The organism is Bradyrhizobium sp. LM2.9 (assembly GCF_054056555.1).
Genome location: NZ_JBSRYJ010000002.1, coordinates 4598389 through 4612517 on the forward strand (window position 1 = coordinate 4598389; position 14129 = coordinate 4612517).

13 protein-coding genes are annotated in these 14129 nt (G+C 63.5%); 6 read left to right on the forward strand and 7 right to left on the reverse strand.

What is annotated here, in order from left to right:
* Nucleotides 1-533: 533 nt before the first annotated feature.
* The 4 genes from ACVWW3_RS24010 to ACVWW3_RS24025 form a co-directional block, all read right to left on the reverse strand.
* Nucleotides 534-959, reverse strand: a complete 426-nt coding sequence (locus ACVWW3_RS24010) for a DUF1801 domain-containing protein (RefSeq protein ID WP_456648445.1) — start codon at nucleotides 957-959, stop codon at nucleotides 534-536.
* Between the two features lie 47 nt (nucleotides 960-1006).
* Nucleotides 1007-2770 (reverse strand): adenylate/guanylate cyclase domain-containing protein, encoded by a 1764-nt coding sequence (locus ACVWW3_RS24015; RefSeq protein WP_247343074.1) that lies wholly within the window; start codon nucleotides 2768-2770, stop codon nucleotides 1007-1009.
* 116 nt (nucleotides 2771-2886) lie between these two features.
* Entirely contained in the window at nucleotides 2887-3159 is a 273-nt protein-coding gene (locus tag ACVWW3_RS24020; RefSeq protein WP_247343070.1) for a DUF2312 domain-containing protein, read from the reverse strand.
* Nucleotides 3160-3370: 211 nt separating this feature from the next.
* The gene (locus tag ACVWW3_RS24025) at nucleotides 3371-3673 is read right to left on the reverse strand and encodes a DUF1244 domain-containing protein (protein ID WP_456648444.1); all 303 of its coding nucleotides are present in this window, start codon (nucleotides 3671-3673) and stop codon (nucleotides 3371-3373) included.
* Nucleotides 3674-3852: 179 nt separating this feature from the next.
* Between ACVWW3_RS24025 and ACVWW3_RS24030 the strand changes: the two genes are divergently transcribed.
* Both ACVWW3_RS24030 and pyk read left to right on the forward strand, forming a co-directional pair.
* Nucleotides 3853-4446 carry a DUF1036 domain-containing protein gene (locus ACVWW3_RS24030; protein WP_354106118.1) on the forward strand — a complete coding sequence of 198 codons (594 nt, stop codon included), beginning with the start codon at nucleotides 3853-3855 and terminating at the stop codon, nucleotides 4444-4446.
* Complete coding sequence (gene pyk, locus ACVWW3_RS24035; RefSeq protein WP_456648443.1) at nucleotides 4443-5879, forward strand: pyruvate kinase; 1437 nt, start codon at nucleotides 4443-4445, stop codon at nucleotides 5877-5879. Before ACVWW3_RS24030 ends, pyk begins: the two co-directional genes overlap by 4 nt.
* A 151-nt stretch (nucleotides 5880-6030) precedes the next feature.
* Here pyk and ACVWW3_RS24040 read toward each other — a convergent pair whose 3' ends face one another.
* Nucleotides 6031-6711 (reverse strand): TetR family transcriptional regulator, encoded by a 681-nt coding sequence (locus ACVWW3_RS24040; protein WP_456648442.1) that lies wholly within the window; start codon nucleotides 6709-6711, stop codon nucleotides 6031-6033.
* On the opposite strand from ACVWW3_RS24040, the gene ACVWW3_RS24045 reads away from it, so the two are divergent.
* Nucleotides 6710-7027 (forward strand): hypothetical protein, encoded by a 318-nt coding sequence (locus tag ACVWW3_RS24045; protein ID WP_456648441.1) that lies wholly within the window; start codon nucleotides 6710-6712, stop codon nucleotides 7025-7027. The two genes, ACVWW3_RS24040 and ACVWW3_RS24045, sit on opposite strands and share 2 nt — an antisense overlap.
* Nucleotides 6982-7965 (forward strand): phosphatase PAP2 family protein, encoded by a 984-nt coding sequence (locus ACVWW3_RS24050; RefSeq protein ID WP_247343052.1) that lies wholly within the window; start codon nucleotides 6982-6984, stop codon nucleotides 7963-7965. Before ACVWW3_RS24045 ends, ACVWW3_RS24050 begins: the two co-directional genes overlap by 46 nt.
* A 232-nt stretch (nucleotides 7966-8197) precedes the next feature.
* Here the strand turns inward: ACVWW3_RS24050 and ACVWW3_RS24055 are convergent, their stop codons facing one another.
* Nucleotides 8198-8362 carry a Flp family type IVb pilin gene (locus ACVWW3_RS24055; RefSeq protein ID WP_247343049.1) on the reverse strand — a complete coding sequence of 55 codons (165 nt, stop codon included), beginning with the start codon at nucleotides 8360-8362 and terminating at the stop codon, nucleotides 8198-8200.
* A 381-nt stretch (nucleotides 8363-8743) separates the two neighbouring features.
* Between ACVWW3_RS24055 and ACVWW3_RS24060 the strand changes: the two genes are divergently transcribed.
* The gene (locus tag ACVWW3_RS24060; protein ID WP_456648440.1) at nucleotides 8744-10234 is read left to right on the forward strand and encodes a hypothetical protein; all 1491 of its coding nucleotides are present in this window, start codon (nucleotides 8744-8746) and stop codon (nucleotides 10232-10234) included.
* A gap of 322 nt (nucleotides 10235-10556) precedes the next feature.
* A complete protein-coding gene (locus tag ACVWW3_RS24065; RefSeq protein ID WP_247343044.1) occupies nucleotides 10557-11663 on the forward strand; it encodes an acyltransferase family protein in 1107 nt (368 codons plus the stop codon).
* Nucleotides 11664-11996: 333 nt separating this feature from the next.
* Here the strand turns inward: ACVWW3_RS24065 and ftsH are convergent, their stop codons facing one another.
* On the reverse strand, nucleotides 11997-13919 hold the full coding sequence (gene ftsH, locus ACVWW3_RS24070; protein WP_247343042.1) for an ATP-dependent zinc metalloprotease FtsH: 1923 nt from the start codon (nucleotides 13917-13919) through the stop codon (nucleotides 11997-11999).
* Between the last annotated feature and the right edge of the window lie 210 nt (nucleotides 13920-14129).

Genomic DNA, 14129 nt, shown 5'->3' on the forward strand with positions numbered 1-14129 from the left:
GTCGCGGCATCGACGCCGCGAAACAAAGGGAACGGCCGACCCCCGCGGCAAGAGTTTCTCCGGAACGACAGAGCACGCAAATCGGCGCCAATCGGTTTTCGCTGCTGCCACTAAGCGCGTTAAGAACGAGCTGAGGCGCATCCGAAAGTTTGAAGCACGACGGGAACTCGGGGAAGCGGCGAGACGGGCGTTGGCACTCCGTCGGGCACGTCAGTTTTCTCGACCGCAGACAACTCCAACTTCGCATGACGGCATGCGGTCCATCCCAAGCCGTCACCGGATCAAGAAACTCCCACCTCTCGCAGGCCAACAAGCGGGCGCAGGCCCGACGAGACTCCCAACGCAGGCGCGGCAATTGAGACGGAGACCGACAATCCTGCGGATTGAGGCTGCGTGCCAGCAGCAACCGCGTTGCCCCCAGCGCAATCCGGGAATGCAACGCTCGCTGCGAGATCCCGGATTTCGCGGAGCTTGTCATCGGGCGCCGCTTCGCGCCGACCGTTGAGTCCATCCGGACTACAAGTCCGCGGTTTCTATCTGGCTTTCCTGGCCCGGCGATCCAGATGATACGTCAACGCCAGCGACAGGCAGACGGATAGCGGCCGCTTCAGCAGCGCGCCCGACACCGGCAACAGCAAAGCCCTGGTTTGCCGATACTCGAACTGATCGGCAAAGCGCTCGCGGAACGTATCGATCAGCGTCGTCTTGCAGTTGAACAAGATGGCGGCGTGCTCGGACTCTTTAATGCGCCCGAGCCGGATCGTGCTGCCGCTGCCGGTCTCGTCGGTCAGATAAGCAGGCTCCCCCCATTTGAGGGTTTCGCTGAGCCGACCGACCTCCTCTTGCGTCGCGGCGGTCGCGAAGATCAGCGCACGCACCTGGAGCAGCCGCTTGCTGATCGGCGCCGGGAAGGCGTCGAAGGCACGGCTCACCTCGCGCGGCAGCGTCGGAGCAGTCACAGTTTCACCCTCGATGGATCACCAATCGGTCTCCGCTGTGCCCCAGATCAAGCCGGCAGGCCTGCTCGGAGAAGGCCCGCCTGATAGCGCTGACGATCAACGTCTCGCTTATAATGCTGGGTAGAGAGATGATTGGCCACCGAAAATGCCGGTTCACGCTTGAGAACTTCGACCGCGTGCGCGCCAGCAGCAATCGCGTTGCCCATTTGCGCGAAGATCCCCGCAAGGAACGCGTGATGGGTGTGATCGGGGCGTGTGATCCGTGAGAAGGCCTCGGCGGCTTCGGCGTATTTCTCGGCACAATAATAGGCGCGCCCGAGATGGCTCCAGAAGCGTTCCGGGTGATACGGGTTGAGCCGCATCGCCTTCTTGATCCAGTCGATGCCCTCTTCAGGCCGGCCCAGCCAGGTCAGCAGTTCGCCCTGTTGCACCACCACAAGATCGTAGTTCGGGTTGAGCGCGAGCGCCCGCTCCTGATGGTAGGTGGCCCTGTCATGGTCGTCGCGGTTCAGATTGAGCGCCGCGAGGATGCGGTGGACGTCGCTGTCATTGTCGTCGAGGCCCAGCGCGGTCTCCAGCTCTGAAGCCACCTGTTGGAATGTGGCGTCGCGATCCGCGCACCAGCTATAGACCCAAGTCTGGCCCAGGACGCACGCCTTCCACGCGTGTGCGTGAGCATAGTTTGCATCGAGTTCGAGCGCCCGGTCGAGCAGAAGTTGCGCCCGCGCATTGTCTTCACGATTGGAGCGATGGTGTAAGACCTTGGCGGCCAGCACGCATTCATAAGCCGCCATGTTGTCCGTGGGCTTGCGATTCGCCCGATCGTGCGTCGCCGCCTCGACGCGGCCGGGCAACGTGGCGGCGATCGCCCGGGTCATCTCGTCCTGGATGGCGAAGATGTCCATGAGCTCGCCGTCGTAGCGTTCGGCCCAAATGTGCCGGTCGGTTTCCGCATCGATCAGCTGCACGGTGACGCGGACGCGACCTCCGGCCTTTCGCACACTGCCCTCGATGACATAATCGACGCCGAATTCGCGGCCGACGTCCTGCACCTTGACCGCCTTGCCCTTGTACACGAAGGTCGAGTTGCGGGAGATCACCAACAGGTCGTGGAAGCGTGAAAGCTCGGTGATGATGTCTTCGGTCAGACCATCCGCAAAGAACTCCTGCTCCGGGTCGCCACTCATGTTGGCGAAGGGCAGCACGGCAATGGACGGCTTCTTCGACTTGTCCGTCGCCTTTGCAGTGCCCTTCGTGCCGTCTGATGCGCTTGCCGGACTCTCCAGTCGAATCCGGTAGACGCGGATTGGACGGACGATGTTCTTGACGTTCTGCTCGCCGATATCCTCGAATGCAACACCATCAAGGCGCAGGCCGAGCTGGTCGCGCACCGCGCTCGAGATGCAGATACCTCCGGGCTCGGCCAGTGCCTCCAACCGTGCCGCGACGTTGACGCCGTCGCCGAAAATGTCGTTCTGGTCGACGATCACGTCGCCCAGATTGATACCGATGCGGAATTGCATCCATCGCGGCGGCGGGACGTCGGCATTGCGTCGCCCCATCCGGCTCTGAATCTCAGCAGCGCACAGCACGGCGTCGACGACGCTATGGAATTCGACGAGCATGCCGTCGCCCGTCGTTTTGATGATGCGGCCGTGATTTTTGGCAATGGCTGGATCGATGAGCTCGATCCGGTGGGTCTTGAGGCGTGCGAGCGTACCAGCCTCGTCCACCTCCATGAGCCGACTAAAGCCGACCATGTCAGCCGCGAGGACCGCTGCGAGTCTGCGCTCAGGTCCAGGCACATCCATTGCTCGGTCCCTTCGTCGAGCACTCTAGCAGACGAGCGGATTTTGCCCAAGCTGGGTGCGCTGCAAATTGGGGCGGGACGAGGTACCCCTACTGGTGGCGCCGCGGCCTCATCGGCTCAGATCATCCCCAGCGCCTGCATGTAGGTCTCAAGGATCGTCTCGGCCTCGGCGCGCTCGTTCGGGTCCTGCTTGCGCATCCGCACGATGGCGCGCAGTGCCTTGACGTCGTAGCCATTGCCCTTGCTCTCGGCATAGACGTCGCGGATGTCGTCGGAGATCGCCTTCTTCTCTTCCTCCAGCCGCTCGATGCGCTCGATGATGGATTTGAGCTGGTCCTTGGCAAATTTCGTCGCGGGTTCGTCGTCGCGGACGGCGGCGGTGGTGGCCATCTTGGTACTCCAAATGGAACTGGCAAAACGAGGTGACGCCGGCATCCTCACCGCGCGTGCTGGTTAGACCCTTAGGGTCCGTACCTCTCGCGTTCAAGGCGGCATCGCGCTCGTCCACAGCGCGCCCACACCTTCCTGCGGCGCGTCGAAGAAAGCTGTTGTGTGATGCGACTCAGGGGCGGCGTGTCGGCCCGGCTGAGGACGCGGCCGTTCAGTGCCCGGGATGAACCTTCTTCATGGCCTCGAGTTGCTCGGGCGTGGCCCCGCCCTGGTATTTCGACTTCCAGGTCTCGTAGGGCATGCCGTAGACGGCTTCCCGGCTCTCGTCCTTGCTCAAGGCGACGCCTTGGGCGTCGGCGGCGTCCTTGAGCCAGTTGGACAGGCAGTTGCGGCAGAAGCCCGCGAGATTCATCAAGTCGATGTTCTGGACGTCCGTCCGCGCCTTCAAATGATCGATCAGGCGCCGGAAAGCGGCGGCCTCGAGCTCCGTTCTGGTTTTGTCGTCGATTGCCATGGCTGGATCCCCTCGGCTTGCGAATTGGCTCTGACCCGGATGGGGTCACCCTTACGAGATCAGGTGGGCCCTGTCACAGATTTTGCCATATCGCGGCGCAAACGGGCGCCAAGCTGGCTTCGGGCCGTTCCCGGGGCCCTACGCCAAATCGTCAATGATCTGATATAGCTTCCGCGACAATGATCGCCGAATCTCCCCGCTCCCCCCTTCACCTGCTCGCCCGGTTGGTCCCGGTGCTGGTGGTTGCCCTGCTGTGCCTCTGCGCCAGCCCGGCCTTCGCCGATTTCCGGCTCTGCAACAACACGTCGAGCCGGGTCGGCATCGCGCTGGGCTACAAGGATGCCGAGGGCTGGACCACCGAAGGCTGGTGGAACATCTCGTCCCGCTCCTGCGAGACCCTGCTGCGGGGAACGCTGGTCGCCCGTTTCTATTACATCTACGCCATCGACTATGACCGCGGCGGCGAATGGTCGGGCCAAGCCTTCATGTGCTCGCGCGACAAGGAATTCACCATCCGCGGCACCGACGATTGCCTCGCGCGCGGCTATGACCGGACCGGCTATTTCGAGGTCGATACCGGCGAGCAGCGCGCCTGGACGGTGCAGCTCACCGACACCAACGAGCAGCCGTCAAAACAGCAGCGTGTGCCCGGCCTGCCCGGGCCGGTCGGCCCGGGGGTTCCGGGTTTGCCCAATGGGCCGCCCGGTGGTACGCCCCCCGCCGCGCCTGGCCTCCCGCCAGCTCTCTCGCCCCCGTCTGGAAATAAGCCATGAGGCGTCTTCGCCGTATCAAGATACTCGCGACCCTGGGACCCGCGTCTTCGGACCTCGCGATGATCCGCCGCCTGTTCGAGGCCGGCGCCGACCTTTTCCGCATCAACATGAGCCACACCCCGCATGACAAGATGCGGGAGCTGGTGGCGACGATCCGCAACGTCGAGAGCAGCTATGGCCGGCCGATCGGCATCCTGGTCGACCTCCAGGGGCCGAAGCTTCGGCTCGGCGCCTTCGCCGAAGGCGCGGTCCAGCTCCAGAACGGCCAGACCTTCACGCTGGATTCCGACAAGACGCCGGGCGACGCCACCCGCGTCCAGCTTCCGCATCCGGAGATCCTGGCTGCGCTGCGGCCGGGCCATGCGCTGCTGCTCGACGACGGCAAGGTGCGGCTGATCGCCGAGGAGACCTCGAAGGAGCACGCGGTGACCCGCGTCGTGGTCGGCGGCCGGATGTCCGACCGCAAGGGCGTCAGCCTGCCCGACACCGACCTGCCGGTCTCGGCGATGACGCCGAAGGACCGCGCCGACCTCGAGGCGGCGTTGGTCACCGGCGTCGACTGGATCGCGCTGTCCTTCGTGCAGCGCGCCGACGACGTGATCGAGGCCAAGAAAATGATCCGCGGCCGCGCCGCGGTGATGGCCAAGATCGAGAAGCCGCAGGCGATCGATCGCCTCGCCGACATCATCGACGCCTCCGACGCGCTGATGGTGGCGCGCGGCGACCTCGGTGTCGAGCTGCCGCTGGAGCGCGTGCCGGGCCTGCAGAAGCAGATGACGCGCATGGCGCGGCGCGCCGGCAAGCCGGTGGTGATCGCGACCCAGATGCTGGAATCAATGATCCAGTCGCCGGTGCCGACCCGCGCTGAAGTCTCCGACGTCGCCACTGCCGTCTACGAAGGCGCGGACGCCATCATGCTGTCGGCGGAGTCGGCGGCCGGCAAATTCCCGGTCGAGGCCGTCTCGACCATGAACCGCATCGGCGAGGAGGTCGAGCGCGACCCGATCTATCGCTCCGTCATCACCGCACAGCGCCCCGCTCCGGAATCCACCGCCGGCGATGCCATCGCGGACGCCGCGCGGCAGATCGCCGAGACGCTCGACCTGCCGGCGCTGATCTGCTGGACCAGCTCAGGCTCGACTGCTTCGCGCGTGGCACGAGAGCGGCCGAAGCCGCCGATCGTGGCGATCACGCCGAACATTTCCGCTGGACGCCGGCTCGCCGTCGTCTGGGGTGTGCATTGCGTGGTGGCGGAAGACGCGCGCGACCAGGACGACATGGTGAACCGCGCCGGCCAGATCGCGTTTCGGGACGGCTTCGTCCGCGCCGGCCAGCGCGTGCTCATCGTCGCCGGCGTGCCGCTCGGCATCCCCGGCACCACCAACATGGTGCGCATCGCCTCGGTCGGCCCCGAGGGCGAAGCGGATATCTAGGTCCGCCAGCACAGGGCCAACAAAAAAGTCGAAAACAACCCCATGCACAGTAAGCCGGCCGGTCCTGCTGATGTGCTGGGGATCCGCGAAAAAACGTGCCGGGACAAAGGCTTGAGCGCGATCAGGTCCCCACGGCGATCAGGCGGACGTTTTAAGCCCCAACCAGCGCTTTCGCCGTCGGTAGCAGCGTCTGCTGCACCACGAGACCCCTGGCGCGGGCGTCCATGACGCCGACCGCGCGCAGCGCCAGCAGCGTCACGGTCTGCACGGCATCGCGCATCCTGGCGGGATCTTCGAGATTATCCGGCGCGAGCGGTCCGACCAGAGCCTCGTGCAGCGCGCCGAGCAGCGCAGTAGCGGCGAGCCCGGTGTCCTGCGCCGGCAGGTGGCCCGCACGCACGGCGGCGTCGATCCGCGAGGCCATCTCGCCCGCAATCTCCCGCCGGCTGGCGAGGCGCGAGGCGCTGACATCGACATCCACCGGTTCGGCCAGGATGCCCCAGGCCAGCCTGCGCTGCGACAGGGTATGGACCGCCACGGTGGTCACCGCCGCGGCCAGCGCCGAGGACGGCCCCGGCGCGGCATCGGCCGCCCGGCGGATCGCCGCGAGCTCGTCGCGTGAGACCTCGGCGATCAATTCGGAGATCAGCTCGGCCTTGGAGGGGAAGTAGCGGTAGACCGTACCCGCAGCGACGCTGGCGCGAACCGCGACCGGCGCAATCTGCACCGCCGCCATCCCGCCTTCCGCCGCCGCCTCCCGCGCCGCCGCCAGTATCGCACTGCGCCTTGCCGCAAGGCGCTTCACTACTTGATGCGTCCGCCGATAAACCATGGCGCGCTTCCTGTCCCACACGCCAGCCGCACGCCCTGCGGCCGAACGCTTCGTCACTGATGCCGCAAATCGCCCCGCAAGGACTGAACAACTATTCAAACTGCATGACAAGGTGCAAATGCATGAAGCATCGCGCGAAAAAAGCGAAAACCTCAAAACAGCTAAAAACGTCGCCAACTGGTTTGGCGAAGGGGTAACCACGAACGTTACCGCCATCTTAAACCTGCTCCGCGACTGTGCTGCGGTACTGCGATCCCACCTCGGTGCAGCATGGTCGACACGGACGCCCGGACCGCCTGGCAGCTCTTCCACCTGAACTGGCTTCCCATCGTAGCCATGGGCAGCCTGCTGGCATTCGGCCTCCCCTTGACTGGCCTGAGCCTCGAGCCTGTCGCCTACGGCGTGACGCTGGCGGTCGCTGCGGTCCTGCTCGCGCTGGCCTATGGCCACCGCATCGTCAAAGGCGAGCTTGCCGACCCGAAGCTGCTGTTTTCGCTCGGCACGATCGGACAGATCATTCTCACCTGCGCCATCGTCGGACCGCTCAGCTACGTCGCGGGCAAGCTGAACTGGCCGCTGCAGGACCAGGCGCTGCTTGCGATCGACCGTGCGCTCGGCCTCGATCCCGAACCGATCGCGCGATACGTCAACGACCATCCCTGGCTCGCGGACGTGCTCGCTCGCGGATACGGGCTGATCAAACTGCCGCTGCTCGGCGTCCCCGTCGTGCTGGCGCTGACGGCGCGCTATGTGCGGCTGCAGTTGTTCATGCTGGCGATGAGCCTCGCGCTCGCGGTCACCATCGCGATCTCCGCCATCGTGCCCGCGATCGGTACCTATTGGGGACTGCAACTGTCCGCTGCGCATTTCCCCGAGATCAGCACGGTGGTCTATGCCGGACAGTTGCGCGACATCCTCGCACTTCGCGACGACAGCCTGCACGAACTCCGGCTGTTCTTCCTCTCCGGCATCGTCTCGTTTCCGAGCTTCCACGCCGCGTCGGCCGTGCTCTACATGTGGGCGCTGTGGCCGGTGCGCGGCCTCGGCGGCATCGCGGCCGCGCTCAATCTCCTGATGATCGCAGCGACGCCGGTGATCGGCGCGCATTACATCATCGACGTCGCCGGCGGCATCGCGGTCGCCGCAGCGTCGATCTGGGCGGCGAAGTTCTATCTGCAATGGCACGGCCGAGCGTCGCGAACGTCTGTCGCGCCTGCTCCGTCGCCGGTCTGGCAGACCAGCCTCGCGGAATGACAGGCGGCAAGTTGCGGCAGGATTTCGCAAAGGCGCGTAGCGCCGTGCCACCAGCAACCCTCAGTATCCGATATTCTCGACGGCGGACACGCTTCCGTCTTGCGTTCTTCGAGCTGCGGCAGATGCCTTGCCAGCCTACAACTGCACGGACTGCAAGAGACGAAAATCATCGTCCAAATGAAAAGAGCCCCGTCGAGGACGGGGCTCTCTAAGATTCCCGGTTCGTCCGGCCTTACTTGAGGCTGGTCGAGATCGAGGTGAATTTGGTGTTCAGCGTGCTGCCGAGGTTGTTGACGACCGTGATGATCGCCAGCGCGATGCCGGCGGCGATCAGACCGTATTCAATGGCGGTGGCGCCGGATTCATCGTTCAGGAAACGCGCAACGAGGTTCTTCATGACTGCTCCAAAAAGGTACACGAGGCTACAACTGATCCGGTCTTTTCGGCTTCCCAGCGCCGCCCGACCATGGAACCGAACGTAGCGGCAAAAAATTGCGCCGCAGTTAATTCGACTGCGGAAACACCGAGCGGTTTGCGTGGATTCGCCGATGGTAAACCGAAATCCAAAAAAATCCGTTAAATTATCGAGACATGAAACCGGCTTGGCACCGCCGGTTTACGCGAAGTTATGACCGCCGTGGTCCAATGCCCGCCCGGGCATGATCCGGAAAGCTGTGAAGCGGTTTTCCGGATCATGCTCAAACAACAACCTTAAGCGCGACGGTTCATCCTCATCTCCTCGCGCAACTCGACAAGAACAACAGGACGACGAGGCGGCATGTCGCTTTCCTTTGCCAACAGCATCGCGACGCAGAGTCGTGCGCGGGTCCTGGTGCCGCTGTGCGTCGGCGCGGGCGCCTATCTGTTCTTCGTATATTTCGGCGACACGCTGCTTCAGGATTCCGACTCGTTCTGGCAGATCAAGATCGGGCAATGGATCCTCGATCACCACGCGCTTCCCTACACGGATTTCTATTCCTTCACCCGGCCGGGGACGCCCTGGGTTTCGACCTCATGGCTGTCGCAGGTGCTGTTCGCCCTCTCCTATGCGCAATGGGGCTGGGCCGGCCCGGTGATCCTCACCGCGCTTGCGGTCGCATTGTCGGCGGCAATCCTGGTCGATCTGCTCGAGGCCCATCTGGAAATTCCGCGCGCGGTCCTGTTCGCGATGTTCGCGGTCGTGGTGTCGCTACATCACATCCTGGCGCGGCCGCACATGCTGGCGCTGCCCGTAATGATCGCGTGGGTCGGCATATTGATGACCGCGGCCGACCGCAAGGACGTGCCGTCATGGTACTGGCTGCCGCTGATGTCGCTGTGGTCGAACCTGCATGGCGGCTTCGTGCTGGGCCTGGCGCTGATCGGCCCGATGTCCTTCGTGGCGCTCTGGGGCATGGACTCCGGCAAGCAGGTCAGGCTGCTGTCGCGCTGGTTCCTGTTCGGCGTTGCGGCACTCGCTGCAAGCTGCGTCACCCCCTACGGCTGGCGTACATTGCTCGGCGCGACCAACATCCTCAATCTCGGCGAGCTGCTGACGCTCATCTCGGAATGGTCGCCCGCGAGCTTCGCATCCTTCAACGCATTCGAAGGCGCGCTGTTCGGCCTGATCGCGATCGGGCTGTATCGCGGCCTGACGCTCTCGCCGCCGCGCATTGTTCTGATCCTGCTCCTGACCTGGATGGCGCTCACCCATGCCAGGAGCATCGAGGCCTTTGCCTTCCTGGTGCCGCTGGTGCTGGCCAAGCCGCTCGGCGAACGATCCGCGCTGCCGCGGCCTGGCACGCAAGGCAGCGAGAGCTGGGCCGCCCGCTATGTCACCGCAACGGCCGCGCTGATGATCGTGGCCGCCGGCTGGACCTCGACGTCGCTCTACATGTCGCATCACCGCTTCACCTTCACGATGGACCAGACACCGGTTGCCGCCGTTGACCTGCTCGAGCAACGAAAAGCCCAGCGCATCTTCAACGCCAACCAGTTCGGCGGCTATCTGATCTCCCGCGACATCCCGGTCTTCATCGACGGCCGCGCCGAGCTCTACGGCGAAACCTTCGTCATGGATTTCCTCAAGGCCGTGGAGCTCAAGAAGCTCGACAATCTGACGCGGCTGCTCGAGGACCACCGGATCGACGCCACCCTGCTGACCGCGGACTCGCCCGCAGCGCAAGTGCTCGATCACATCAAGGGCTGGAAGCGGCTCTATGCGGACAATATCGCGGTGATTCACGTGCGGGATGATGCGAAAGATGCAATGGCGACGCCGTCGAGGTGAGGACGGGACGGTAGGCCATGTACGTATTACAATGAGATGTCAGCTTCCAAGCGTGAAGCGGCCTTGCGAGCCAATTGACACCGCTGCGCTTCGATTCATGCGCCCGTCGCCTCGTGGAGTTGACCGTCTGGCAAAATTCGACGAATTATTTGATCAAACAAATAACCTTAACCGGCGCTTCCGATGATGGCTGGAATGTACCGCGCGAAATGCGCGATGCCCCGCGTTGGGCGCGCCGAAATTGCAACGTCCGCCGTTTACACGGCCTTAGTTCACTATTCGATAGTTTCGGGAGACGTAGGTGTCTCTGGGAAACGCAATCATGTTCAGCCTCGCTGATCAGCTGGCTCTTTCGCGCAATCGGCCCGCAGGTTTCGACTACATGCGGATTGCGCTGGCGGCGGCCGTTATCTGCCTGCACAGCGCGAACGTCACTCTTGGGCTCGGTCGGGCGATGGAGATAGTGGGCCATTTTCGCACGGTAAACGCAATGATCCTTGCGCTCTTCTTCACCTTGAGCGGGTTTTTGGTGACGGCCAGCTTGTTGAGGTGCAAGAGCCTGCTTTCGTTTATCGGCCTGCGCGTGCTTCGCATTGCGCCCGCACTCGTGGTCGAGACGACGCTCTCGGCCGTCATCATCGGCCCGATATTCACCGCGATACCCTTGGCCCAATACTTTGCGGACTCGAGATTCCATGTCTATTTTCTCAACGTCGTCGGCGACATGCACTTTGAACTCCCGGGCGTATTTCTTCACAATCCAGCCCCCGATCTGGTGAATGCTCAGCTTTGGACGGTGCCGTATGAGCTGTGGTGCTACGCCATCCTAGCGCTTCTTGCCGCGACCACGATTTGCTTCAATAGGGTGCTATACCTCGGGTTCCTGGTGTTCGCCCAGATCGGGCTCGTCTGCTACGATATCTACCATTCGGACGAACTGTTCATTCACCTTCGCCCGCACCTTCTTGTGTTCTCTTTCCTTTTAGGTGTTGGCTTCTACCTCTGGCGCGACAAGGTACCGTTCAACCGGGCGGCGTGCCTGTTTGCGCTTGTGCTTTGCGCCGCCGGAATGGCCGGCGGACGCGGCGACGCGATTTTTGTCGTGCCCGCTGCCTATGTCGCGTGTTATCTGGGACTCATGAATCCGCGGCGAAGCTGGATCGTGTCGTCCGGCGATTACTCTTACGGAATGTATCTCTACGGATTTGTCATCCAGCAGTGCGTTGCAACGGTTGGCCCATCGGTTCAGTACTGGTATCTGAACGTCCTGATCAGCCTGCCGATTGCCTTTGGCGTCGCAGTCGCTTCCTGGCACCTCGTCGAGAAACATGCACTTCGGCTCAGAGACCAGCTCGAACGATTTGAGGCGGCGGTTCTTTCGCGGATTTCAATTGTTGGGTTTTGGCGCAGGTTACCCCGGCCGGTCTAATTGGCCGCCACGCCCGGCGGTAGCGCATCAGGTTGACAGCGCTGCCTAGTCTAGAACTCGAATTGTTTCGCTCATGGCCGGGCATACATGCATTGCCCGCTGCTGATCGAGGACAAGGCAGTCTGACAATGTTTGGCGCCCTCGCTCGCAATGACGGAGTGTGGTGACGATACGCGTCCTCTCGTGTCCGGCCGCGCTGCGGCCAGGACACGAGACCTGAGTTTCGAGCGCAACTGGATAACATCGCCATTGCGAGCGCCCACAAACGTGTCGGCGCCCAGCAAAAAACGCGGCGTTGCCGCCGCGTTTTTCAATTCATTCTGCCGTTCGCGATTACGCCTGCGGCTGCGGCTCCAGGCCGGGATCCGGATCGGGCCGCGGGCGGGGCTTGCCGGCAGGCGGCACGGCGGAGGCGCGCGGCGTGGTCGGCTCGAGCACGGATTCGCGGTTCGGCTTTTTGCCCTTGAGCAGGTCGATGATCTCATCGCCGGAGAGCGTCTCGAACTCGAGCAGGCCCTTGGCGAGAGCTTCGAGATCGGCGCGCTTCTCGGTGAGAATACGCGTCGCTTCGTTGTAGCCCTCTTCGACGAAACGCCGGATCTCGTTATCGATCTTCTGAACCGTCGCTTCCGATGCGTTCTGGGTGCGCGACACCGACATGCCCAGGAAAACCTCGTCCTGGTTCTCGCCATAGGACACGGTGCCGAGCGCCTCGGACAGGCCCCAGCGCGTCACCATCATGCGCGCCAGACGCGTCGCCTGCTCGATGTCGGACGACGCACCCGAAGTCACCTTCTCGCGGCCGAAGATCAGCTCTTCGGCGACGCGGCCACCCATCATGATGGCAAGGCGCGAGGTCATCTGCTCCAGCGACATCGACAGCTTGTCGCGCTCGGGCAGCTGCATGACCATGCCCAGCGCACGACCGCGCGGAATGATGGTCGCCTTGTGGATCGGGTCGGTCGCGACGACGTTGAGGCCGACGATGGCGTGGCCGCCTTCGTGATAGGCCGTCAGCAACTTCTCTTCCTCGGTCATGACGAGCGACTTGCGCTCGGCGCCCATCATCACCTTGTCCTTGGCTTCCTCGAACTCGGACTGCGTCACCATCCGCTTGTTGCGGCGGGCTGCGGTGAGCGCGGCTTCGTTGACGAGGTTCATCAGGTCGGCGCCGGAGAAGCCCGGGGTGCCGCGCGCGATGGTCTTGAGGTTGATATCCGGCGCCAGGGGCACCTTGCGGACGTGAACCTTGAGGATCTGCTCGCGGCCGACGACGTCGGGATTGGGCACCACGACCTGACGGTCGAAGCGGCCGGGACGCAGCAGCGCGGGATCGAGCACGTCGGGACGGTTGGTTGCGGCGATCAGGATCACGCCCTCGTTCGCCTCGAAACCGTCCATCTCGACCAGCAATTGGTTCAGCGTCTGCTCGCGCTCGTCATTGCCGCCGCCGAGGCCGGCGCCACGGTGACGTCCGACGGCGTCGATTTCGTCGATGAAGATGATGCAGGGGGCGTTCTTCTTCGCCTGCTCGAACATATCGCGGACGCGGCTTGCGCCGACGCCGACGAACATCTCGACGAAGTCAGAACCCGAAATGGTGAAGAACGGCACGTTGGCTTCGCCCGCGACCGCACGTGCGATCAGGGTCTTGCCGGTGCCGGGAGGGCCGACCAGCAGCACGCCGCGCGGAATGCGGCCGCCGAGGCGCTGGAATTTGCCGGGGTCGCGCAGGAATTCGACGATCTCCTGCAGGTCCTGCTTGGCTTCATCGACGCCGGCGACGTCCTCGAAGGTGACGCGGCCATGCGCTTCAGTCAGCATTTTTGCGCGCGACTTGCCGAAGCCCATCGCCTTGCCGGCGCCGCCCTGCATCTGCCGCGACAGGAAGATCCACACGCCGATCAGCGCAATGAAGGGCAACCAGGAGACCAGCAACGAGACGAACCACGGCACGTTGTCACCGGGCGGCTTCGCGGTGATCTGCACCTTGCTGTCATAGAGGCGCTTCACCAGCGTCGGATCGCTCGGCGCATAGGTCTGGAAGCTCGAGCCGTTGGTGAAGGTGCCGTGAATGTCCGGCCCCTGGATCACGACGTCGCGCACATTGCCGCGGTCAACCTCGCTCAAGAGCTGGGAGAAGGCGATGTCCTGCGAGGAGGCGCGCTGACCCGGATTTTGGAAGAGCGTGAACAACGCCAACAGCAGCAAGACAATGATGACCCAGAGGGCGAAATTGCGCAGATTGGCGTTCATCGATCTTCCTTCGTGGTCGCGCGGATCGCGGCCTGATCCTTGGGCGGTATCTTGGGGTAGCTATTTGGGCAGTGCGAGGAAATCCCCAAGGAATCCTCTTCGTTTGATGCATACAATTTAGGTGCCGCCCCGGTCGCTGCCAAGGGAACGAGATGGGACTATTTATCCCATCTTAGAGCGATTCCCGCTGAAATAATGGCGGTCGGACAG

What these genes read in the sequence shown, in the direction of transcription:
- ACVWW3_RS24015 (WP_247343074.1), bottom strand. Translation starts at nt 2,770, where the DNA reads ATGGATGTGCCTGGACCTGAGCGCAGACTCGCAGCGGTCCTCGCGGCT.
- ACVWW3_RS24020 (WP_247343070.1), bottom strand. Translation starts at nt 3,159, where the DNA reads ATGGCCACCACCGCCGCCGTCCGCGACGACGAACCCGCGACGAAATTT.
- ACVWW3_RS24025 (WP_456648444.1), bottom strand. Translation starts at nt 3,673, where the DNA reads ATGGCAATCGACGACAAAACCAGAACGGAGCTCGAGGCCGCCGCTTTC.
- ACVWW3_RS24030 (WP_354106118.1), top strand. Translation starts at nt 3,853, where the DNA reads ATGATCGCCGAATCTCCCCGCTCCCCCCTTCACCTGCTCGCCCGGTTG.
- pyk (WP_456648443.1), top strand. Translation starts at nt 4,443, where the DNA reads ATGAGGCGTCTTCGCCGTATCAAGATACTCGCGACCCTGGGACCCGCG.
- ACVWW3_RS24045 (WP_456648441.1), top strand. Translation starts at nt 6,710, where the DNA reads ATGGCGCGCTTCCTGTCCCACACGCCAGCCGCACGCCCTGCGGCCGAA.
- ACVWW3_RS24040 (WP_456648442.1), bottom strand. Translation starts at nt 6,711, where the DNA reads ATGGTTTATCGGCGGACGCATCAAGTAGTGAAGCGCCTTGCGGCAAGG.
- ACVWW3_RS24050 (WP_247343052.1), top strand. Translation starts at nt 6,982, where the DNA reads ATGGTCGACACGGACGCCCGGACCGCCTGGCAGCTCTTCCACCTGAAC.
- ACVWW3_RS24055 (WP_247343049.1), bottom strand. Translation starts at nt 8,362, where the DNA reads ATGAAGAACCTCGTTGCGCGTTTCCTGAACGATGAATCCGGCGCCACC.
- ACVWW3_RS24060 (WP_456648440.1), top strand. Translation starts at nt 8,744, where the DNA reads ATGTCGCTTTCCTTTGCCAACAGCATCGCGACGCAGAGTCGTGCGCGG.
- ACVWW3_RS24065 (WP_247343044.1), top strand. Translation starts at nt 10,557, where the DNA reads ATGTTCAGCCTCGCTGATCAGCTGGCTCTTTCGCGCAATCGGCCCGCA.
- ftsH (WP_247343042.1), bottom strand. Translation starts at nt 13,919, where the DNA reads ATGAACGCCAATCTGCGCAATTTCGCCCTCTGGGTCATCATTGTCTTG.